Annotated in this window: 17 protein-coding genes and 1 tRNA gene; 12 read left to right on the top strand and 6 right to left on the bottom strand. The window is 53.3% G+C overall.

The genetic code is table 11. The annotated features are described in order from the left end of the window. Window positions 1-149: 149 nt before the first annotated feature. Both JJD41_RS17620 and lipA read right to left on the bottom strand, forming a co-directional pair. Entirely contained in the window at window positions 150-1,097 is a 948-nt protein-coding gene (locus tag JJD41_RS17620) for an NAD(P)H-dependent glycerol-3-phosphate dehydrogenase (protein WP_370583873.1), read from the bottom strand. Continuing rightward, window positions 1,094-1,972 (bottom strand): lipoyl synthase, encoded by an 879-nt coding sequence (lipA, locus tag JJD41_RS17615; protein WP_200668817.1) that lies wholly within the window; start codon window positions 1,970-1,972, stop codon window positions 1,094-1,096. Before lipA ends, JJD41_RS17620 begins: the two co-directional genes overlap by 4 nt. A 90-nt stretch (window positions 1,973-2,062) precedes the next feature. On the opposite strand from lipA, the gene JJD41_RS17610 reads away from it, so the two are divergent. Both JJD41_RS17610 and JJD41_RS17605 read left to right on the top strand, forming a co-directional pair. Next, a tRNA-Pro gene (locus JJD41_RS17610) sits at window positions 2,063-2,136 on the top strand. 78 nt (window positions 2,137-2,214) lie between these two features. After that, the gene (locus tag JJD41_RS17605; protein ID WP_200668816.1) at window positions 2,215-3,807 is read left to right on the top strand and encodes an arylsulfatase; all 1,593 of its coding nucleotides are present in this window, start codon (window positions 2,215-2,217) and stop codon (window positions 3,805-3,807) included. A 652-nt stretch (window positions 3,808-4,459) separates the two neighbouring features. Here the strand turns inward: JJD41_RS17605 and JJD41_RS17600 are convergent. Beyond that, window positions 4,460-4,993: a hypothetical protein gene (locus JJD41_RS17600; RefSeq protein ID WP_200668815.1), complete on the bottom strand. Its 534-nt coding sequence runs from the start codon at window positions 4,991-4,993 to the stop codon at window positions 4,460-4,462. Window positions 4,994-5,328: 335 nt separating this feature from the next. Here JJD41_RS17600 and JJD41_RS25770 point away from each other — a divergent pair, with 335 nt between their 5' ends. After that, entirely contained in the window at window positions 5,329-5,481 is a 153-nt protein-coding gene (locus JJD41_RS25770) for a hypothetical protein (RefSeq protein ID WP_200668814.1), read from the top strand. A 459-nt stretch (window positions 5,482-5,940) separates the two neighbouring features. Here the strand turns inward: JJD41_RS25770 and JJD41_RS17590 are convergent, their stop codons facing one another. Further along, window positions 5,941-7,587: a hypothetical protein gene (locus JJD41_RS17590; protein WP_200668813.1), complete on the bottom strand. Its 1,647-nt coding sequence runs from the start codon at window positions 7,585-7,587 to the stop codon at window positions 5,941-5,943. A 188-nt stretch (window positions 7,588-7,775) separates the two neighbouring features. On the opposite strand from JJD41_RS17590, the gene JJD41_RS17585 reads away from it, so the two are divergent. The 8 genes from JJD41_RS17585 (at window position 7,776) to JJD41_RS17550 (ending at window position 18,565) form a co-directional block, all read left to right on the top strand. Further along, window positions 7,776-9,554 carry a fatty acyl-AMP ligase gene (locus JJD41_RS17585; RefSeq protein WP_200668812.1) on the top strand — a complete coding sequence of 593 codons (1,779 nt, stop codon included), beginning with the start codon at window positions 7,776-7,778 and terminating at the stop codon, window positions 9,552-9,554. 279 nt (window positions 9,555-9,833) lie between these two features. Beyond that, on the top strand, window positions 9,834-11,033 hold the full coding sequence (locus JJD41_RS17580; RefSeq protein ID WP_234488891.1) for an RNA-guided endonuclease InsQ/TnpB family protein: 1,200 nt from the start codon (window positions 9,834-9,836) through the stop codon (window positions 11,031-11,033). Between the two features lie 138 nt (window positions 11,034-11,171). After that, the gene (locus tag JJD41_RS17575; protein WP_200668811.1) at window positions 11,172-11,678 is read left to right on the top strand and encodes a sterol desaturase family protein; all 507 of its coding nucleotides are present in this window, start codon (window positions 11,172-11,174) and stop codon (window positions 11,676-11,678) included. 361 nt (window positions 11,679-12,039) lie between these two features. Continuing rightward, window positions 12,040-13,818: a fatty acyl-AMP ligase gene (locus JJD41_RS17570; RefSeq protein WP_200668810.1), complete on the top strand. Its 1,779-nt coding sequence runs from the start codon at window positions 12,040-12,042 to the stop codon at window positions 13,816-13,818. Between the two features lie 333 nt (window positions 13,819-14,151). After that, complete coding sequence (locus tag JJD41_RS17565; protein ID WP_200668809.1) at window positions 14,152-14,325, top strand: hypothetical protein; 174 nt, start codon at window positions 14,152-14,154, stop codon at window positions 14,323-14,325. 77 nt (window positions 14,326-14,402) lie between these two features. Continuing rightward, the gene (locus JJD41_RS17560) at window positions 14,403-16,064 is read left to right on the top strand and encodes an aminotransferase class I/II-fold pyridoxal phosphate-dependent enzyme (RefSeq protein ID WP_200668808.1); all 1,662 of its coding nucleotides are present in this window, start codon (window positions 14,403-14,405) and stop codon (window positions 16,062-16,064) included. Beyond that, complete coding sequence (locus JJD41_RS17555; protein WP_200668807.1) at window positions 16,064-16,873, top strand: SDR family oxidoreductase; 810 nt, start codon at window positions 16,064-16,066, stop codon at window positions 16,871-16,873. The genes JJD41_RS17560 and JJD41_RS17555 overlap by 1 nt, the downstream gene beginning before the upstream one ends. A 69-nt stretch (window positions 16,874-16,942) precedes the next feature. Further along, window positions 16,943-18,565 carry a glycosyltransferase family 39 protein gene (locus JJD41_RS17550; protein ID WP_200668806.1) on the top strand — a complete coding sequence of 541 codons (1,623 nt, stop codon included), beginning with the start codon at window positions 16,943-16,945 and terminating at the stop codon, window positions 18,563-18,565. Here the strand turns inward: JJD41_RS17550 and JJD41_RS17545 are convergent. Together JJD41_RS17545 and JJD41_RS17540 are read right to left on the bottom strand one after the other, a co-directional pair. Further along, window positions 18,536-19,225, bottom strand: a complete 690-nt coding sequence (locus JJD41_RS17545) for a M15 family metallopeptidase (RefSeq protein WP_200668805.1) — start codon at window positions 19,223-19,225, stop codon at window positions 18,536-18,538. The two genes, JJD41_RS17550 and JJD41_RS17545, sit on opposite strands and share 30 nt — an antisense overlap. 41 nt (window positions 19,226-19,266) lie before the next feature. Further along, window positions 19,267-20,070, bottom strand: coding sequence for a TIGR00297 family protein (locus JJD41_RS17540; RefSeq protein ID WP_200668804.1), 804 nt, complete (start codon window positions 20,068-20,070; stop codon window positions 19,267-19,269). Window positions 20,071-20,089: 19 nt separating this feature from the next. On the opposite strand from JJD41_RS17540, the gene JJD41_RS17535 reads away from it, so the two are divergent. Next, window positions 20,090-20,527, top strand: coding sequence for a VOC family protein (locus JJD41_RS17535; protein WP_200668803.1), 438 nt, complete (start codon window positions 20,090-20,092; stop codon window positions 20,525-20,527). Window positions 20,528-20,559: the final 32 nt, after the last annotated feature.

The raw sequence follows: 20,559 nt of genomic DNA, 5'->3' as shown, positions 1-20,559 counted from the left end.
CGCGGGGATCCGAAGGGGGCAAAGTTACCGGGATCCCCCGTCGAACGGGTGGCACTTTTCCAGTTGGAAAATATTAAAAACATTAAAGACGGGGCGAGGGACGGCGATCGTCGCCCCGTCGAGGCGGACGGCGCGGGTCGGCTCAAGTGCTATTCCGGTTTGCTCTCGCGACCCATTAACGCTTCGAGGGCGGCTTTGGGGGTGATGCTACCGTCGAGGAGCAGACCGACTTGGTAGGAAATCGGCATCGAAATGTCCCGGCGGCGGGCGCGATCGAGTAAGACGGCGGTGGTGTTGACGCCTTCGGCAGTCCCTTCGAGATCGGCCAAAATTTCCGGCAGGCGGCGATCGCGCGCCAATTGATACCCCACTTGGTAGTTGCGACTGAGGGGAGAATTGCACGTCGCCAAGAGGTCGCCGAGTCCGGACAATCCGTAAAAGGTTTCGACCTGGGCGCCCCAATCGCTGCCGATCCGAATCATTTCTGCCAGTCCTCGGGTGAGTAAGGCGGCTTTGGCGTTGGTGCCCAGTTGTAACCCGTCGCAAACTCCGGCGGCGATCGCCATCACGTTTTTGAGGGTGCCGCCGAGTTCGACGCCGAGGGGGTCGCGATTGGTATAGACCCGAAAATCCATCGAGGAGAAAATCCCTTGCACCCGTTCGGCGGCTGCAAAATCCGTACTGGCGACCACGGTAGCGGCGGGTAACCCTTGTTGGATTTCTTTGGAGAGGTTCGGTCCGGCGAGGACCACCACCGGGCGATCGCCGACGGCGTCTTCCCAGATCGTCGAAGGGGTGCAGGTGGTTTCGGGATCCAAGCCTTTGGTCGCCGTCACGAGAATGGCATCGGGGCGGATCGGCAAGTCGCGGATTTGGGAAGCGACGGGACGCACCCCTTTCATGGAGACGGCGGACAGGAGAATTTCCGCATCGGCGACCGTCTCGGCGAGGGAGCGATCGCCGAGACGGGACCAGAGGCTCACGTGATGGCCGTTGTGGGCGGCTAATTGTCCTAACGTCGAACCCCACATCCCGGCGCCGATGACGGCGAGGCGGGTCGGCGCGATCGCCCCGGCTTCGCGATCGGTGGCGCTCACGATCGGGAACGGGGGTAACGTTCCATGAGGGCGCGCACCTGCTCGGCGTGATAGGAACTGCGGGTCAACGGCGAGGCGACCACTTGCAAGAAGCCCATCGATTCGCCGAGGGTTTGCCACTGCTCAAAGGTTTCCGGCGCGACCCATTCGGCGATCGGCAGGTGTTTCGGCGTCGGTTGCAGGTACTGACCCATCGTCAAAATATCGCAATCGACCCGGCGCAAATCGGCCATCACTTGGCGAATTTCGGCTTCGGTTTCCCCCAAACCGAGCATGATGCCGGATTTGGTGTACACCCACGGGGCGATCGCCCGAGATCGACGCAGCAGTTCTAGAGACCGCTCGTAATTCCCTTGGGGACGTACCCGGCGATAGAGCCGTTCGACGGTTTCGGTATTGTGGTTGAGGACTTCCGGACCTGCCTTGAGAATCGTTTCTAAAGCGTCCCAGTTGCCACATAAATCGGGAATCAACACTTCGATCGTCGTTCCCGGGGAAGCGGCGCGGATCGCCTCGATGCAGCGCGCGAATTGCGTCGCTCCCCCATCGGGCAGGTCGTCGCGGTTGACCGAGGTGACGACCACGTGATTGAGCCGCATCCGACGCACCGCCTCCGCCAAGTTCGCGGGTTCTTCCGGGTCGAGCGATCGCGGCGTTTTGTCGAAGTCGATATCGCAATACGGACAAGCCCGGGTACAAGCCGGACCCATAATCAGGAAGGTAGCCGTCCCGTTATGGAAGCATTCGCCAATATTGGGACAGGACGCTTCCTCGCAGACCGTATTGAGTCCGAGGTCGCGCAGAATTTCTTTGACATTGCCGACGCGCTCCCACTGAGGGGCTTTGACCCGCAACCAATCAGGCTTTACACTCACGCTTGCCATGAAAAATTTAAGTGACACTCTTTACATCCTAGCCAAAGATGATGTTATACTCTAGACTGGTTAAGGAAAAAAACCGCGCATCGGGATGTAGCGCAGCTTGGTAGCGCACTTCGTTCGGGACGAAGGGGCCGCTGGTTCGAATCCAGTCATCCCGATTTTTAAGAGGAATACAGACGCGCCGCCCTTTCTCGTAAGATAGGAGCGGCTGTCGTTGTTTTTTGGGGTTAGTTTTCGTGTTTTCTCGCCGCCAATTTCTGCAACGGTCGTTCGGTACGATGGGGGCGATCGTCAGCTTAAATGCTTTAAGTAAGGGCGATTCTCTCGCCCTCGATCGCCCCAATATTATCGTAATTATGGCCGACGATCTCGGATTTTCCGATATCGGGCCGTATGGCAGCGAAATTGAAACCCCCCATCTCGATCGCCTCGCCCGAGAAGGAATGAAGTTTACTCAATTTTATAATTGCGCGCGCTGCTCTCCATCGCGAGCGTCCCTGTTAACGGGTCTGTACCCCCATCGTGCGGGCATGGGAACGTTAACTAATCTTTCCGGTAAACCCGATTCTCCTGCCTACCAAGGATATTTGAACGATCGTTGCTTGACCGTTGCCGAAGCTTTACAACGTGCCGGATATCAGACGTTAATGTCGGGAAAGTGGCACGTCGGCGAAGAGCGTCCCCACTGGCCCCTCGATCGCGGTTTCGAGCAGTATTACGGCTTAATTGGCGGGGCGAGTCATTACTTCAACCCCAATCTCCTACAAGCAGGCAGAACCCGGGGTCGCGTAGTCGCTCGCAATCATACCCAACTCCTTGAATTTCCCGATAGTTTTTATCTGACCGATGCCATTAGCGAAAATGCGGTGGCTATGTTGCAAGAATATGGTCAAAAATCTGACCCGTTTTTCTTGTATGTCGCTTATACTGCTCCCCACTGGCCTTTGCACGCTTTGCCTGCCGAAACGAAAAAATATATTGGCAAATACTTGCAAGGGTGGGACGCAGTGAGAACTCGTCGGTACCGACAGGCGATCGCGCGCGGGGCGATCGATGCTCGGTGGTCTCTATCAGCACGGGACGAACGAGTTCCACCCTGGGAAACTGTGGAAAATAAAGCCTGGGAAGATATGCGGATGGCAGTGTATGCCGCCCAAATTGAAGCTATGGATCGCGGGATCGGCCAAATGTTGGAGGCACTGAGGCAATTGGGGCGCGATCGCGAGACCCTGGTCTTGTTTTTATCGGATAACGGCGCCAGTGCCGAAATTTTGCCAGATAATCAGTTAGATTTGATGCCCGGTTCCGGTCAAACCTACATGAGTTATGGGATCGGTTGGGGGAATGTCAGCAATACGCCCTTTCGACGTTATAAAATTTCAGTTTATGAAGGCGGAACCGCCACGCCTTTGATCGCCTGGTGGCCGGGGACGATCGCGCCGGGGAGTCGTAACGATCGCGTGGGACATGTTATCGATATCATGCCGACTTGTTTGGAGTTGGCGGGGGTCGAGTATCCAGAAAATTGGGACGATCGCCCGCTACTGCCTTTAGATGGTAAAAGTTTAGTCCCCTCATTCCTCGGTCAACGGAACGAAGACCACGAAACCCTGTATTGGGAACACCACAACAATCGTGCCATCCGCCAAGGCCAATGGAAAGCAGTTTATGAGAAAGAGACGGAAACTTGGGAATTGTACGATTTAGAGCGCGATCGCACGGAGATGAATAACTTAGCGGCAGATTACCCCGAACGGGTAGCGGCCATGAGCGAGCAATGGCAAGTCTGGGCGCAAGAGGTCGGCGTGGATCTGTCGTTTGAGGGGTGAGATCCTCCCGGCGATCGCCCCGCCACTTTCCCAGTTCCTTTCGCAACTTTAGACAACTTTTAGATTTCTGCGGTAGCGATCGCCGATCTTCCATCGCCGCGCACGCGATCGCTTCCATTGGAGTGAGGTTGGTGCATCGGCGCTTTTTCAATGCCAGCGATCCCCATTTTTGGCGATCGAGATCGAGGTTTTGGGTGAGCAAAATCACCGTTCTAGGGGGTGCAAGATCGCACAGATCCCGGGAGCATCGATGCGAGAACGATCGTCTAGAGGACTAGAGGTGTTGAGGAGATCAAATTCATGGAATATACTTGGAAGCCGTTCCGTTGGTTGGCTCAAACGATTGCCCTGCAAATCGTAACGTTAACCGTTGCAGCTTTAATGTTGTGGATCCTATCTTGAGAAAAATCACTTCAAGCCCCCCTACTTCTGCTCGTTCCCACTTGAAGACGATCCCGAATTGTCCCCCGATCGAATGAGAAAACCAATGTCTATATTCGCCACTGGAAATGCGATCGCCGAGCGCTCCAAACGAGTCGATCTCGATCTCGGATGAGGGACGATCCTCCCCACCGTCTTGAGCTTTTCCCCCGTCTCGAAGATCTAACCTCTGGTGATTTCTAGAGTTCGATCCACCCATCAAAACCCCTCCTTATTCGAGTCTGACCCCCTCCATTAGATTGACCTGTAAGGCCAAAAATTGATCCGGTTGTCCCGGTTCTCTCGAAAAGGGAACCACCGTGGTGTAATAGCGAGCGATTTGATTTTCCCCCCATGCTAACTCGATAGTTCCTTGCCAGACCTTTCCACGCTCGATCGCCTGCACGATAGGCGCTAATACCGATTCGATCGCCCGGAGATCGTGAGGTGGGTGGACTGTTGTTCGATCGACCGAACCCGCGCGATACTTTCGACCAAACTGCTCGCGCAAAAAATTAATAATACTGTGGCGATCTCCAACCGAGATTTTAGCGGCTCGTTCTAACGCAAATTTGAGCTCGGAGAGCTGTTTGAGGGTTTCGCGCAGTTGCCGAGCCATTAAATTGCGTTCGGCGATCGCATTACTGTAAGCCGCTAGAGTTTTTTCAAGTAATTGTTCGTCAAAACACCAATCTTCGAGCGATTTAGAATCCTCAAACAGATTGCGATCGCCGTTAGCATTACCATCATCTTTAGAGGGGGTCATCTCAGATTCCTCGCCGTCGTGTAGGGGGAAAACCACAAAAGAAAAGCAGTCTGTATTTCAATGCCTTGGTTTGTAGTTGTTTTAACAGATTTTGACGGGCTTTGGAAGTCGATCGAATCAAAAAGCAGTCAAATTTAATATATAGTCATTCTCCCAGGAACGAGATCCACAAATTGACGAATTTATTATTAAGCTTACATTCTGCACTCAAGAGAAAATAGCGAGAAACCGCATGACTGACAGCCATGCTGATGTGAGATAAAGAGAAAGCCGTGGCGACGATGCGAGTATAAAATATAAAATACTGACGTATTGTAGCCGGAATCAGCGACGAAATGGGCTGGGTAGAACCGATCGCTCGTATCATCCCCCAAGGAACTCCCCAAGAGCTGAGTACGGGAATCCAGGTCAAAGCCATGCTATCGAACGCTTTGGGCTTCATCTACCATTCCATCTGGCACTGGGTCGTTCAGTTTTTTGCAGTGTAGATCGGGTTGTTCCTGTCTCCGGGGTGGTTCTCTCTAATTTGACTGAGGCGAGGCGGCGCGTTCTGAACTTTTCCCCGGGCTTGTCAGCTTTAGTATGCTTCTTATTTTAACTACATCGATCGAACCCATCCAAATACCGTACAATTTTTCTTTTACTTTGCTTGGCAAAAGCGACCTGTGACTCGTTCGTAAGCTATTATCCCTCTTCTGTAACTCTAGGACAACCCTTGTCTTGACTGAATTCTAGAACTCTTACCGGGTTGGCGATCGCGACGGATTTTCCGAATAGAAACTCAAAAATAGGGTCAGAGTCGCCTAGGTCGCTCCCGATCGGGGATCCGGCAATCGCTATCTCCGACAATGACAGAAAAGGGTTATTTGAAATGACTATATTTCATTTCCATGAAAACGGGAATACATCAACCGAATACTGACTCATAAATCCTATAAACTCATTCATTAAAACCGCCGTTCTACTCGCAACACATCCCCCGGAGAAAGGGATTGAACGCGATCGCTCAAATCCAACCACGGCTGTAATTGTCCGGGTTGAAACGTGCGACTCATCACCACATAAATTGAAGTTTGATCGGCACCAATTCCCACCGCTTTAACCCCGTCCCAAGAATTCGCAATCAATTCATCGACAATTTGCCACTGCCGACCGTTCCAACGCAAACGACGGATAAAGTCAAACGGAGCTTTATTTTTCCCCGTAATCAACATTTTTTGTAAAATTCGCCGAATTAAATTCGGAAAAAAACGACCGAAACTTAACATAACCAACCGCAAAACGATCGCCTTAAATGGCGTCATTTGTTGCTGTTTTGCCCAGCCCAACTTTCCTTGAATCAAGATTTCATCTTCGCGAACTTCTACCTCGTAGTCATCGACTAAATGACCGACGGCATTTTTAAACTTTTTACCTTTTAATACTTTGACAGAAAACTGCGTATCGGAAAACAGTAATGTCCCATTTCTAAAAAGTTTAAACACTCCCCCTTTATTCATAGCTAAATAAAGCTCGACATCGGGGGTCGGGCGATCGCCCGCCGAGGTCGCATCTTGCACCCCTTCACCCCGAGTAATCCGGCGATCGATTAATAATTGCGCTTGTTTTAACCAGACGCGACCCGCTTTCGGACGGAGAGATTCGGGACGTTCCGGGACGAAATCGCGCCAAGCTAGTAAATAATTCCAGGTATGATGTCCGAGGATGCGATCGTCCCCATAACACGGACTCAACCCCCGGTCTAGCCCTTCTAAAAAGCGATCGTTAATTTGCAACCCAACAGGCATTTCTCGCCCCATAACTTCAAAACCGTGGGGGAAGAAATTATAAGTATTGCGGCTGGTATATTCGCCGCCATAAGATCCGTCGGGATGGACGAATTGAGCCGCTAATTCGATCGCCTTTTCTAAAACCTGTTTGAGGCGATCGTCCGGTCTACTTTGATAAACTTGGGCCAAACAAGAAATCGTCAGGGTGTGATAGCCCGGATCGCAGCCTTCATATTCTTGAAACCAACCTTCCTCGTTTTGCCAGGAGAACACCCGTTCCAGCCGTTTAGCTTGAGCGCGATCCCATCGGTCAGTTTGTAACAACGCGCCAACTCGTTCCAAACATAAAACAATTAAGGCTTGATGGTTCGTGAGTTGTCCGCTTTCGTGATGGTCTGCCAACCAATTCGCGCGCCGTTCAAAAAACTTGAGAACTTCGTAGTGATCTAGATCGAATAATTGATAACTTTCGACGCAAGCGAGCAGAGAAAAGGCGGCAGCCCCCGCCGCACGTTCGTAAGGGAAATAGTCATCGCAAGACCCATCGGCATGAGCGCTACGCGCCGCGTAAATGATGCCTGCTTCGACCCATTCACGCAGGTTTTCTTGATGGTAAAATGGATTGTCCGCGATCGCGCTGTGGTAAGCCAGCGCCAGGGGCCAGACGAATTCTTGAGACATTCCACTGGGGAAATCGACCACTTTATAATGCCAGAAGGTGCGATCGAAACAGCCATAGGTCGGACTGTGGGGATTGCGATCGCACAAGGTTAAAATTTTAGGGATTTGTTGGAGGGCTAACCGAGCAAAGATATCTTGATTCATTTTAGATTTTAGATTTTAGATTTAGGAATTTTAGATTTTAGCTTGAGAGGGTAATGCTTTTGTTCAAATACCTGAGTGACCCCCTTTACCTCTTGCCTTGAACCCGACTCCCTATTTGCTTCCAGCGTTGCTCTAGATTGCAACAACGGGCTAGAATATCATGCGGTTTAACGGAGTGGTGGGAAACCTTGCAGCAGTTTTCGACATTAATCGAGTTACTACGCGATCGCGCGCAACGACAAAGCGAGCAAACAGGCTACATCTTTCTCGCGGATAGCGAAACGGAATCGGGACATCTGACTTACGCCCAACTCGACGATCGCGCGCGGGCGATCGCCGTCGCCTTACAAGAAAAAGTCCCCCCCGGTTCTCGCGCTTTACTGCTTTATCCCTTTTCAGACGGTTTGGAATTCGTTCCCGCCTTTTTCGGCTGCCTGTATGCCGGAATCGTCGCCGTGACGACCTATCCGCCCCGTCCCAACCAATCCCTCGAAGGCTTTGAAGCGCGGGTCACCTCCTCGGAAACGACGATCGCCCTGACGACCCAAGCCCTCCTCGATTTGATTCGAGGGAATTTGCCGAAAGATTCTCCCCTGGCGTCCATTCACTGGATCGCCACCGATACCCTCTCCACCGATACCGCTCGCCAGTGGCACCCTCCCGAGGTCGGCGCCGATACCTTGGCGTTTTTACAGTACACCTCCGGGTCTACGGGAACGCCGAAAGGGGTGATGGTCACTCACCGCAACATTCTCCACAATTCCGAAGCGATTTATCGCGGCTTCGACCATAACGGCGATAGTCGCGGGGTGATTTGGTTGCCTCAATATCACGATATGGGCTTGATTGGCGGCGTCATTCAACCCGTTTACGGTGGATTTCCCGTCGTGTTGATGTCGCCGATGACCTTCTTGCAAAAACCGTTCCACTGGTTGCAGGCGATTTCGCGCTACCGGGCCACCACCAGTGGCGGTCCCAATTTTGCTTACGATTTGTGCATCCGTTCGGTTACCGAAGAACAGAAACAGCAACTGGATTTGAGCTGTTGGCAGGTCGCTTTTAGCGGCGCCGAACCCGTGCGGGCCGAAACCCTCGGTCGCTTCACCGAGGCATTTGCAGAGTGCGGGTTCCGCCGCGAAGCGTTTTATCCCTGTTACGGGATGGCGGAAACGACCTTATTAGCGTCGGGAGGTTTGAAGTCGGAAGCGCCGATCGTGCGGTATGTAGACGGCGCCGCCCTCGACGAACGTCGCGTCGTCCCGACAGATCCCTCGAACCCCCAAGGGCGGGCGGTGGTCGGTTGCGGGCGCACCTGGTTGGGACAGGAGATCGCGATCGTCGATCCGGACACCTTGCAGCGTTGCGATCGCGATCGCGTCGGCGAGATTTGGGTCGCGGGGGACGGAGTCGGTCGCGGCTACTGGAACCAACCGGAACAGAGCGATCGTACTTTCAATGCGTACCTCGCCGATACGGGAGAAGGCCCGTTTTTACGTACCGGGGATTTCGGCTTTCTCGACGATGGCGAACTGTTCGTCACGGGCCGGCTCAAAAATATGATGATCGTTTGGGGACGCAATCACTACCCGCAAAATATCGAGTTGACCATGCAACAGAGTCATCCGGTCTTGCGTCTCAATGGCGGCGCCGCCTTTAGTCTCGATCGCGGCGGCGAGGATCATCTCGTGGTGATTAACGAAGTGGAACGCACGGCCCTGCGGCGCCTCGATCCGGAGGAAGTCATCGGCGCCATCCGCATCGCGATTCTCAAACAACACGAAATCCAACCCTCGGCGGTGGTGTTGGTCAAGCCGGGAAGCACGCCGAAGACATCGAGTGGCAAAGTGCAGCGTCACGTTTGCCGCGATCGCTTTTTGGCGGGGACGTTACCTGTCGTGGCGGAATGGCAAGACTTTGAAGCCGATCGCACGGAAATTTTGCAATGGTTGGCGCGCTCGAATAGTTAGCGAGAATTCCCAGAGAGTGAAGATCGCGCGATGGGTTCCGGTAGCAAATTTTGCTTGGGGATTGCCAAGTTTCGATCGCCTTATAGGGCGATGCGATCGCGCGATCGATATGCTAGGGTTAACTACAGAAGCCGAAAACTTACCCAATCTTACTCAAACCGTGAGAAATTCCCGGAGCATTGACCAATATTTCTAGAAACTGAATTGTCAATCAAGTCATCAGTGGTGGTAAAATCGGCTCGAGGTAGGCGACATTGGTAGCGTAGAACATTTAAATCCATGTTATTAGGGTTTAAAACACAACTTAAAATTAATCTTACCCAACAACAAAAACTCGCTCGTCATGCGGGAGTGGCGCGTCATGCGTATAATTGGGGTCACGGGTTGTGTTTAGGGATTTTATCACATAATGCCGATTGTAGTCCCGATGAAAAAATCAAATTTCCCACAGCAATTGACCTGCACAAATGGTTAAATCAATTGGTCAAGCCAGAAAATCCCTGGTACTATGAAGTTTCCAAATGTTCCCCTCAGTACGCTTTAAGACATCTCGCTCAGGCGTGGCAAGATTGCTTTAGAAAAAAGAAATCCAGACCTAAATTTAAGAAAAAAGGCAGACAAGACAGCTTTACTCTAGATGGAACCATAAAAATATTATCTGAAAATAAAATTCAGGTTCCTGTCATTGGAATTCTGAAAACTTATGAAAGATTATCGGGGAATTATCAACCCAAAAATGTGACGATTAGTCGAGAGGCAGATCGCTGGTTTATTTCGCTTAAAATAGATGTCAACGTGACCCCCACCGAGAAGAAAACAGATGTACTGGGGATAGATTTGGGGATCAAAGCGCTTGCCACCTTATCAACGGGAGTAAGTATAGAAAGAATAAAAGCATATAAAAAGCACTCAAATAAACTAGCTAGACTCCAAAGACAAGTTAACCGAAAAAGTCTCGGCTCTGCCAATCGAAAAAAAGCCCAGCTTCAAGTCCAGAAAATCCATCGAAAAATCGCCAATCTCAGAAAAGATACGTTACATAAGTTGACTTCACAATTATGCAAAAACCACGCAGTCAATGTGATAGAGGACTTAAATGTATTGGGAATGATGGCCAATCATAAACTAGCTAAATCTATCGCCGATATGGGATTTTATGAATTTCGACGGCAGATGGAATATAAGAGCCAATTGTATGGGTCACAACTAATAATCGTAGACAGATTTTATCCGTCTAGTAAAACCTGTTCTAATTGTGGAAGAATTAAAGACTCATTACTCTTATCAGAAAGACTGTTTGGTTGCGACCATTGTCATCTCAAAATAGACAGAGATTTAAACGCAGCCAAAAATCTGGAAAAAATAGGTCGAGCTACGGCCAAATTAACGCCTGTGGACAAGAGTGAGCCCTACGGGTTCGTCAGTTGCTCTACTTGGGGAGACCCCAAGACCGCACTGACTCACCGACTCCCTTGGTAGAAACAGGAAGTAAAATCGACTCAAATGCATTGTTCATCAAGCTTTCAGACTTGATGGGGAAGTTTGGGTAAGTTTTATCTAGCGGTGAGCCTGAGTTAATCAATATCTTTATTAAATAGCCATTTTTCAGGAGGTTACATGGTCGCCTTCAGCGAGGTTGCCGAACTTGTCGCCTGGTTTTTACTGGCATTTATGTTCGCCAGTTTGGTCGAATATTGGATGCACCGACTCATGCACCAATATCCCAAATTGTGCCAGTTTCACGCGGAACATCACCGCCGCAACGAAGCACAAGGAGTTTTAGGAGAATTTATCGATTATTTTAAGGGCGGTTTAATCTTGATGGTGCCGCTCTTTTTATATTCTTGGGGAGTGGGCATCACTTGGTTTTGCGGAACCTTTTGTTATGGCATCTTTGCCGCCTTTGCCCATCAGTTACAACACGAAAATCCCACTCGGTGTTTCTGGATGAAAATGCCCGTCCATTACGTACATCATCGTTACAATCAATGGCATCATAATTTCGGTTTGGGTCTCGATCTGTGGGATCGGGTTTTCCGAACTTACCAGCCCGTCGAATGGCTTGCCGAAGCGGGGGCCAAGCGGGGAGAGGATCGCCCTTGGTTTCGAGTGCGCTGGCAGTAGGGATCGCTTCGCGGCGATCGCCGCCCATTTCAAAACTTTCCAAAACTTTCAAAAAAATGTTTGCAACTCTCTCTTTAGATTTTCGCTTAGCGGGTTTAAAAATTCGAGTTACAATTAAGAGTTAAATTCGTGAACATTGCTCTGCCGATCTGTTTTAGAGAACATCGCCATTCGATAACGGGAATCGAAGAGATCTCCGGGAGGCTCCGACGTCAAAAAAGCTTTGATGCCGGGAAGTTCGCGTGCGGACTCGCCTCATCAAGATTCTGACGAGCTGCGATACGCCTCCGGCGTCGCTACGCGAACGGATCGTGCGATCGAAACGGGCGTCAAACCATTAACGCGCATCTGCTATTTTTTGATGACTTATTCAGACTGTACCCAGACCTTCGAGACCTTAGTTGACCTGCTTCGCTACCGGGCCGTCCACCAAGCCGACCGAACCGCTTATACCTTCCTCGTCGATGGTGAAAACGAGAGTCTTTCCCTGACTTACGCCCAATTAGATCGGGTCGCCCGGGCGATCGCCGCCGAAGTGCAGGGTAAACTCGATCCGGGAGAACGGGCCTTACTCCTCTACCCGCCCGGACTCGACTACATCGCCGCCTTTTTCGGCTGTCTGTACGCCGGAGTCGTCGCGGTTCCGGCTTATCCTCCCCGTCCGAATCGTTCCCTGTACCGCTTGCAGGCGATCGCGGAAAACGCCCAAGCTTCGGTCGCCTTAACGGTTTCGCCGATTTTAAGCAATATCGAACGCCGAGTAGACCGCGCGCCGGAACTCGACTGTCTGCACTGGATTGCCAGCGATCTCCTCCAATTGGCGCGATCGCACGACTGGCAAACCCCCGACCTCGACGGCGACAGTCTCGCCTTTCTCCAATACACCTCCGGGTCTACCGCCACCCCCAAAGGCGTCCGCATCGGACACGGCAACCTGCTGGCGAACTTAGAGCGCATCCAGCAGGCGGCGGGGCTCTCGGAACGGACCATCGGCCTGTTTTGGCTGCCTCCCTACCACGATATGGGCTTGATCGGCGGCATCTTGCAACCGCTCTATACCGGATGTCCGACGATCTTGATGTCGCCGTTGATGTTTTTACAAAACCCCTGGCGCTGGTTGAACGCGATCTCGCGTTATCGGGCCAATACCAGTGGCGGCCCCAATTTCGCCTACGACTTTTGCGCCCGCAAAATCGCCCCGGAACAGTTAGAACACCTCGATTTGAGCTGTTGGGAAATTGCCTTTAACGGCGCCGAACCCGTCGCCGCCGACACCCTGGATCGTTTCAGTAAAACCTTTGCCCCGTGCGGTTTCCGCCGCGAAACCTTCTATCCGTGTTACGGCATGGCAGAAGCGACCTTGATGATTTCCGGCGGCGACAAACAGGGGCATCCGGTCTGTCAAACCGTGGACGCGGCAGCCTTAGAACAAAACCGGGTGGTTCCGACCCGAGGCGATCGCCCGGGAACCCGCACCCTGGTCGGTTGCGGTCGCACCTTGACCGATCAAATCGTGGCGATCGCCCATCCAGAAACCCTGACCCCCTGCGCCGAGGGCGAAATCGGCGAAATTTGGGTGCGCGGTCCGAGTGTCGCCTCCGGCTATTGGAACAACCCAGAAGCCACCCGGGACAGCTTCGAGGCGTATTTCGCCGATACCGGGGAAGGGCCGTTTTTACGCACGGGAGATCTGGGTTTTGTCGATCGCCACGGCGAAGTGTTCGTCACCGGACGACTCAAAGACCTGATTATCGTCAACGGACGCAATCACTACCCGCAAGATATCGAACGGCTGGTCGAACGGGTTCACCCGCTAATCCGACCCAGTTGTTGCGCCGCCTTTTCCATCGACGCCGACGGCGAGGAACGCTTGGTCGTCGTCGCCGAAGTCGAACGCCGCTACCACCAACTGCAACGTCAAGCCACCTCCACCGTCGCCACCGACGAACCCGGAACCGAGATCGCTAAAGAAGTCATTCAAGCCATCCAACGGGCGATCGCCCGAGAGTTCGACTTGCCCGTTTATACAGTCGAATTGCTCAAAGTCGGCTCGATTCCGAAAACCTCAAGCGGTAAAATCCAGCGTCACGCTTGTCGGGCCGAGTTTCTCGCGGGCAGTTTGGAGGCGATCGCCCCTTGACGGTCAACATTCCCTCGCGCCCCCTCTCCCCCGAGGTCCGACCCGTCGATCTCCAAGGCTTCAAAGATCTTTTCCGCCATCGAGATTCGGGGGGGAAATTGCCGATGGAACGGCTAGAAACAACAAAATCTCTAAAATCAAAAACATCAGTTTCTGCATCGACCTTTGGGTTGCCCTTCGATCGCGTCCGGGCAAAATCAAACAGTGAAAAGGACATTCTCTCGGGGATTTAATGGAGTTGCGATCGCGCCTTTCCGAGCCGCAACCTAGCTTGAACGTGCTAAAAATGTATTTCATGTCCCCCATTAATTTGTTTCCCAATCGAGATCGATGATGCTGACGACTTCGGTCGCTTCATGGCAAAATGAGCCTCAACCCTTCGGGGACGGGGCGATCGACAGTAAAGGTGGCGACCGAACGGACGTCAACGGACGATTCGATGCCTTTCAAAACCCGTCAAATCGGAACCGCAAACGTTCCCAGACGGCAAAAGGCAAAAACCACTAAGCGTTAGAATAACTCCTCACGCAGTGCCACCCCTGAAACTGAGTGATTTTGAGTTTAATTGGATGGAGAACTAAAACATGAATCTCTTGAATCAGCTCTGGAGTCAGGAAGACAGCCAACTCCCTCGCACCGTTTCCCCAGAGTCGGATCGGCCCGTCAACCCCGCCCAGTCTGGTGCAAATGCCCGAGTCATCGAATCTTGGTTGGTCGAACAACTGGCTCGCCGACTGGAGTTGAGCGCCGATCGCATCGACGTCCACAAACCCCTGACCGATTACAACCTCAACTCCCTCGAAGCCATTAACCTGTCCGGCGATTTAGAAAGCTTCCTCGGACGCAGGCTGTCCCCAACCTTGTTATGGGACTATCCCAATATCGAAGCTCTCGCTACCCATCTCGCCAACGAAATCGACAATCCCCACAGCCTCGGCGAACTGCACGTCGAAGCCCTCCCCAACGGTTCGCCGACGAGTCCCACCCCTTCGGACGAGATTTCCCCGGACTATTACCGTTTCGATCGCTTTCCCGAATATCAGAAACTCAGCCAGCAGCTCTTGCAAATCGAAGCTCTGGGTCTGGGAAGCCCTTTTTTTAGCGTTCACGAACGGATCGCCAACGATACCACGACCATTGACGGACGCGAACTGATCAACTATTCCTCTTATAACTATTTGGGGATGTGCGGCGATCCGGCAGTGTCTGAGGCGACGAAAGCGGCGATCGACCGCTACGGAACTTCCGCTTCCGCCAGTCGCGTCGCCTCGGGAGAACGGGTCATCCATCTCGAATTAGAAAGAGAACTCGCCGAGTTTATCGGCGTTGACGATTGTATCGTCTACGTCGGCGGTCATGCCACCAACGTCACGACGATCGCCCACCTGTTCGGCGAAGGGGATTTAATCGTTCACGACGCTCTCAGTCATAACAGTATCTTGCAAGGGTGCGAACTCTCCGGCGCCAGAATTATCGCTTTTCCCCACAACGACTGGCAGGCCCTCGATACCCTCTTGCAGCAGCGCCGCCACCAGTTCAGACGGGTGCTGATCGCGATCGAAGGGGTTTATAGTGCCGATGGCGATATCCCCAACTTGCCGGAGTTCGTCGCCGTCAAAAAACGCCACAAAGCTTTCCTGATGGTCGATGAAGCTCACTCGATCGGCGTGCTGGGAACTCACGGTCGCGGTATTGGCGAGTATTTTGGCATCGACCCCCAGGATGTGGACTTGTGGATGGGAACCCTGAGCAAGTCGTTTGCCAGTTGTGGCGGCTACATCGCCGGGTGTAAGGCGGTGGTGAAATATCTCAAATACACGGCTCCCGGATTTGTCTACAGTGTGGGGATGTCGCCGCCGAATACTGCCGCCGCGTTGGCGTCAATTCGGGTCTTGCGGGAGGAACCGCACCGGGTGGGGCGCCTGCACGATCGCGCTACTTTGTTTCGGAAGTTGGCGCGCGATCGCGGTCTGGATACGGGAACGAGCGAAAATTCTTCCGTCGTACCGATTGTGGTGGGCAATTCGTTGATGTCGGTGAAACTGTCTCAAGTGCTGTTCCATCGCGGGATTAATGTCGGGCCGATGTTTTATCCAGCCGTACCCCATAATGCCGCACGGCTGCGCTTTTTTATCAGTTGCACCCACACGGAAGCGCAAATTCGCGAAACGGTGGCGATCGTTGCCGAAGAATTGGCCAAACTCAAACAGGAAACGATCTTGCCCGAGTTGAACGGTCACGGGTGATGGCAGAGGGTGTCCATTTTCACGGGTTGATTACAGGAGGATCGAGCGGTATCGGCTTGAACGTCGCCCGCTTGTTGGTCGGTCGCGGCGCCAGCGTGTCCCTGCTGGCTCGCGATCGCGCCAAACTCGCCGCCGCCCGGGCCGCACTCGAAGCGGTCCGCACCGACGCCACGCAACAGATCCGCACCTTTGCCGTCGATGTCAGCGATCGCGCCGCCCTCGACCGAGCGGTTTTGGAGGCGATCGCCGCCCTCGGTCCGCCGGATCTGGCCGTCGCTTCCGCCGGAATCGCCCGCCCGGGCTATTTTCACGAGTTGCCCCCGGAAGCGTTCGAGCGCGCGATCTCGGTCAATTATTTCGGCAGTCTCTACACCGCCCGCGCCGTCTTGCCCTCCATGCGCGATCGCGGTCGCGGTCATCTGGTGTTCGTCTCCTCCGGCGCCGGACTGATCGGCATTTACGGTTACACTGCTTACGCGCCGAGCAAATTCGCGGTTCGCGGTTTGGCGGAATCCTTACGCCCCGAATTGCGCGGCACCGGGGTCTCCGTCTCCGTCGTCTATCCTCCCGATACGGATACGCCCCAACTGGCTGAGGAAATGAAAACCAAACCCCCCGAAACTCGACGGATTACCGCCACCGCTCGAACTTGGTCCGCCGAAGCGGTCGCCGCCGCCATTTTACGCGGGGTAGACCGCCAGCAGTTCGCGATCGCTCCCGGTCTCGAAATGACCTGGCTCAACCGCTTGCACAGCCTCTTATTTCCCGTTTTAAACTGGTATTTCGATCGCCTTGCAGCCCCCCGCTAACCATCGGTCGCCTCTTTTTAACCGCCCCACTCCCCGACTCTCTCCGACAGCCTCGCTCCTCGACCTGACATGAAACTGCAAGGATACTATCACAAATCCCTCTTATTCTTCATCGCTTTAACTGTCGCGATCGGTATTTTTTTTCGGTTTTACAATTTAGATAAAAAAGTTTATTGGATTGACGAAATCCACACCTCCGTCCGGGTCGTCGGCTATCAAAAAACGGAATTCGTCGATCGCGCCCCCACGAACCAAATTATCACCCGGGACACCCTCCATCAATTCCAAACCCTCTCCCCCGAACGAGGCTGGGGCGATACGGTAGAAGCCTTAGCCGGGAACGCCGAACATACCCCCATTTACTATTTATTCTGTCGGCTGTGGATGGAGATCTTTGGCAGCTCCCCCACGGTCACCCGGTCTCTGGCCGCACTGATTAGTCTGTTCGCCTTTCCCGCTATTTATTGGCTCTGTTGGGAACTGTTTCGATCGCCCCCCGTCGGCGCGATCGCGATCGCCCTGCTCGCCGTTTCTCCCCTGCAGGTTCTCTACGCCCAAGAAGCCCGCCAATATAGTTTATTTGTCGTTACTACCTTAATTTCCAGTGCCGCCCTGTTGCGATCGTTGCGACAGCCTCACTGGAAAAACTGGGCGCTTTACACTCTGACAGTCATCGTCGCCCTTTACTCCCATTTAATTTCTATTTTAGTAATTTTCGCTCATGGAATTTATGTTTTATTCTTCTCTAAATTCTTTTCTAAACAGTGGTTGACAACTCATCTCAAACCCTATTTAATCGCGGCGATCGCCGGAGGAATCCCCCTGATTCCCTGGGGCATCATTTACTTTCTCAACTCCAGTCGGGTCGGGAGTTGGTTGGGTCGCAACATTCCGACCTTGGCATTAGTTCGCCGTTGGTTTATTAACCTATCTTCGTTGATTTTAGACGTTCAAATCGGCACCCAACAACGGCTCTTCGATGTCGAACTCGGACGGGATGCGGCCTTAAATTTTGCCAATCCGGCGATTTATGCAATTCCGGCGGTGACGATGTTAGTGATTTACGCCCTTTATCGGGTCGTCCGCGAAACGCCGCAACAGACCTGGGGCTTTATCGCGATCGCGATCGCCGTTCCCGGTTTGACCCTGATGTTACCGGATCTCTTCTCCGGCGGACAGCGATCGGGGGTCGCCCGCTATCTATTCCCCTCCTACGTATCGATCCAGATCGCCTTAGCCTATTTATTCGCCCGTCGTCTCCAAGGTTCGCCCCCCCCTTGGCGGTATTTCTGGCGCGGACTATTGGCCCTGGTCTTGACGGCGGGGGTGCTTTCTTGTGCGGTCAGTTCCCAAGCCCAAACCTGGTGGAATAAGTACAGTTGTTATTACAATGCCGAGGTGGCGGCGATCGTCAATCGCTCCCCAAATCCTCTCGTCGTCAGTTCCCAAGCGCGAGTCAGTCGCCTCGTTTCCCTCAGCTATCTCCTCGGGTCTCGCACCCGCTATATGTTAGCGGCGGAGGGGGAAATCCCGAAGGCGATCGATCGCGAAGGGGAGATCTTTTTATTTCGCCCGTCACAAGCGCTTTTCGATCGCCTCCAGGCGGAACCGCGCTATGAATTAAAAGCAGTGCATCGCTTCGGTCACATTTGGCGGGTGGACTTAATCGACCCCACCGTAGCGCGCGACTGAAAGATCGCGCAACCACGCCCACATTTGATCCCCGAGGCAGAAGTGCCACCACTCGTTCGGATGGCGGCAGAATCCCACCTCGTGCAAGATGGCGTGCAGGTGTTCGCGGTTGGCGTGGTAGTCCCGTTCGAGGGGATCGTCGCTGTCGGCGAAGTGATGGGGATAGGAACGCGGCGAAATTTCGTCAATCGGCGATCCCATATCTGCCGGATCGCCGATCGGGTCGAGCAAGGTGACATCGACGGCGCCCCCGGTACTGTGGGGCGGCGGGGTCGCTGGGTCGCGGTTCGGCAGCGCCCAGAATTGATAGACTTCGGCGAGGAGGGCTTGACGCTGTTGTTCGTCGAGCGATCGCCCGTCCAATCCGCGCGATCGCGCCAGTTGGGCGAAACTGTAATCGACCATAAACTGCTGGACGGCGATCGGGCGGTAGGCATCGAAAATCTGAATCCGCCAACCGGGGCGATCGCGCTCTAACTGGCTTTGGGCTTCCAAAAGGGCGGCGAGAACGCCTTCGCGGACGAAAAAGGGGGAGCGATCGCCGTAAGGCGCCCCGAGTTGTTGGTAGGGATGGGGGGAAACCACCGCGAGGCGATCGCGCGGAATCGGAACGAGGGGTTCGCCACAGTCTCGAATCGGTATTTTTTGATAAGGTTTCATGCAAGAGTGATTTGATTTCCGTGGGCTGATTCGGATTCGGGTTAACTCAAAAGCGGGCGCAAACTCTGCCACGCGATCGCCAGGGCGATCGCCGAACTCGCCCCAATGGCGGTATTGATGCCGTTGACGACTTCATTGGTCATCCAGTCCACCTTGCCCTGAACCGTCGCCCCGATCGCGCTTTCCGCATTCGTCGCGATAAACGCAGCCATAACGCAAAATAACACCCCGGTGCCGTCGATTAAATTCACAGCCCAGCCGAGGACGGCGATCGCGATCGATCCGCCTATTCCCGCCAAGGTTCCTTCTAAACTGACGGCCCCTTCCGTTCCCGGCGCCACGGGTTTTAACGTCGTAATCAAAAAGGTGCGCCGACCGTAGACTTTACCCACTTCACTCGCCACCGTATCCGAGAGCTTCGTGCTGAAACTGGCCACGTAAGCGAGCAGTAACAAGGCGATCGCCCCCTGCGCCGAGGGCGCCAGTAACTGCAGTGCCAACACGCCAAAAGCACAGAGTATGCCCGTCAGCGCCGAACCCCAGACATTTTCCGGCCCTCTAGCCCCCGATCGCTTTTCCGCAATTCCTGCCGCTTCTTTCTGGGCCATTCCCACCCGGGTCACCGCCGAACCGACGAGGAAATAGAACATCACCACCGCATAACCGCGCCAGTCGAGAATCCCCCACACCGCAATCCCCAAAATCCAGGCGTGAACCATCCCGGCGGGAGTTAACAGCTTTTTAGGAATGGCATAGGCGATCGCTAACAAAACCGTATTCAACGGCACCGCTACCAACCACGGCGAGAACGAGGAATAATGAAATAAGAATTCCGAAGCATTCATGTTCAGTTCGAGTCGTCCTATGAATAACGTTATCTTTCATCTTGCCTTTCCCGTGAGCGATATCGCTCAAACTAAACAATTTTATGCCGAAGGTTTGGGTTGCAACGTCGGACGCGAAACCCCATCCTCGGTCATTCTCAATCTCTACGGCCATCAATTGGTCGCTCACGTCACTCGGGAGTCCCTCCACCCCCAAAAAACCATTTACCCCCGTCACTACGGCATTATCTTCCAAAATGAAAGGGATTGGGAAGCCCTTTTAGAACGGGCAAAAACTCAAAAATTACACTTTCGCGAAACTGAGAAACGTCGTTTTACCGGGTCTACTGTCGAGCATCGCACCTTTTTTTTAGAAGATCCGTTTTATAACGTTTTGGAGTTTAAATATTATTGCCATCCCGAGGCAATTTTTGGCGCCCGCGAATTTCTAGAAGTCGGCGATCCCGTCGAAGCGTGAAGCAATTTTAGGGTTGAGAATTTAGATTTGAG

Origin of the sequence: Oxynema mangrovii CENA135, assembly GCF_016632315.1 — a bacterium.
GTDB classification, from domain to species: Bacteria; Cyanobacteriota; Cyanobacteriia; order Cyanobacteriales; family Laspinemataceae; genus Oxynema; species Oxynema aestuarii.
The sequence above is the reverse complement of the archived record's forward strand: the minus strand, read 5'-3'. Positions and strand labels throughout refer to the sequence as shown.

Coding starts and splice junctions, on each gene's coding strand:
- JJD41_RS17600 (WP_200668815.1), bottom strand. CDS start 4,993: ATGACCCCCTCTAAAGATGATGGTAATGCTAACGGCGATCGCAATCTG.
- JJD41_RS25770 (WP_200668814.1), top strand. CDS start 5,329: ATGGGCTGGGTAGAACCGATCGCTCGTATCATCCCCCAAGGAACTCCC.
- JJD41_RS17590 (WP_200668813.1), bottom strand. CDS start 7,587: ATGAATCAAGATATCTTTGCTCGGTTAGCCCTCCAACAAATCCCTAAA.
- JJD41_RS17580 (WP_234488891.1), top strand. CDS start 9,834: ATGTTATTAGGGTTTAAAACACAACTTAAAATTAATCTTACCCAACAA.
- JJD41_RS17575 (WP_200668811.1), top strand. CDS start 11,172: ATGGTCGCCTTCAGCGAGGTTGCCGAACTTGTCGCCTGGTTTTTACTG.
- JJD41_RS17570 (WP_200668810.1), top strand. CDS start 12,040: ATGACTTATTCAGACTGTACCCAGACCTTCGAGACCTTAGTTGACCTG.
- JJD41_RS17565 (WP_200668809.1), top strand. CDS start 14,152: ATGCTGACGACTTCGGTCGCTTCATGGCAAAATGAGCCTCAACCCTTC.
- JJD41_RS17560 (WP_200668808.1), top strand. CDS start 14,403: ATGAATCTCTTGAATCAGCTCTGGAGTCAGGAAGACAGCCAACTCCCT.
- JJD41_RS17555 (WP_200668807.1), top strand. CDS start 16,064: ATGGCAGAGGGTGTCCATTTTCACGGGTTGATTACAGGAGGATCGAGC.
- JJD41_RS17550 (WP_200668806.1), top strand. CDS start 16,943: ATGAAACTGCAAGGATACTATCACAAATCCCTCTTATTCTTCATCGCT.
- JJD41_RS17545 (WP_200668805.1), bottom strand. CDS start 19,225: ATGAAACCTTATCAAAAAATACCGATTCGAGACTGTGGCGAACCCCTC.
- JJD41_RS17540 (WP_200668804.1), bottom strand. CDS start 20,070: ATGAATGCTTCGGAATTCTTATTTCATTATTCCTCGTTCTCGCCGTGG.
- JJD41_RS17535 (WP_200668803.1), top strand. CDS start 20,090: ATGAATAACGTTATCTTTCATCTTGCCTTTCCCGTGAGCGATATCGCT.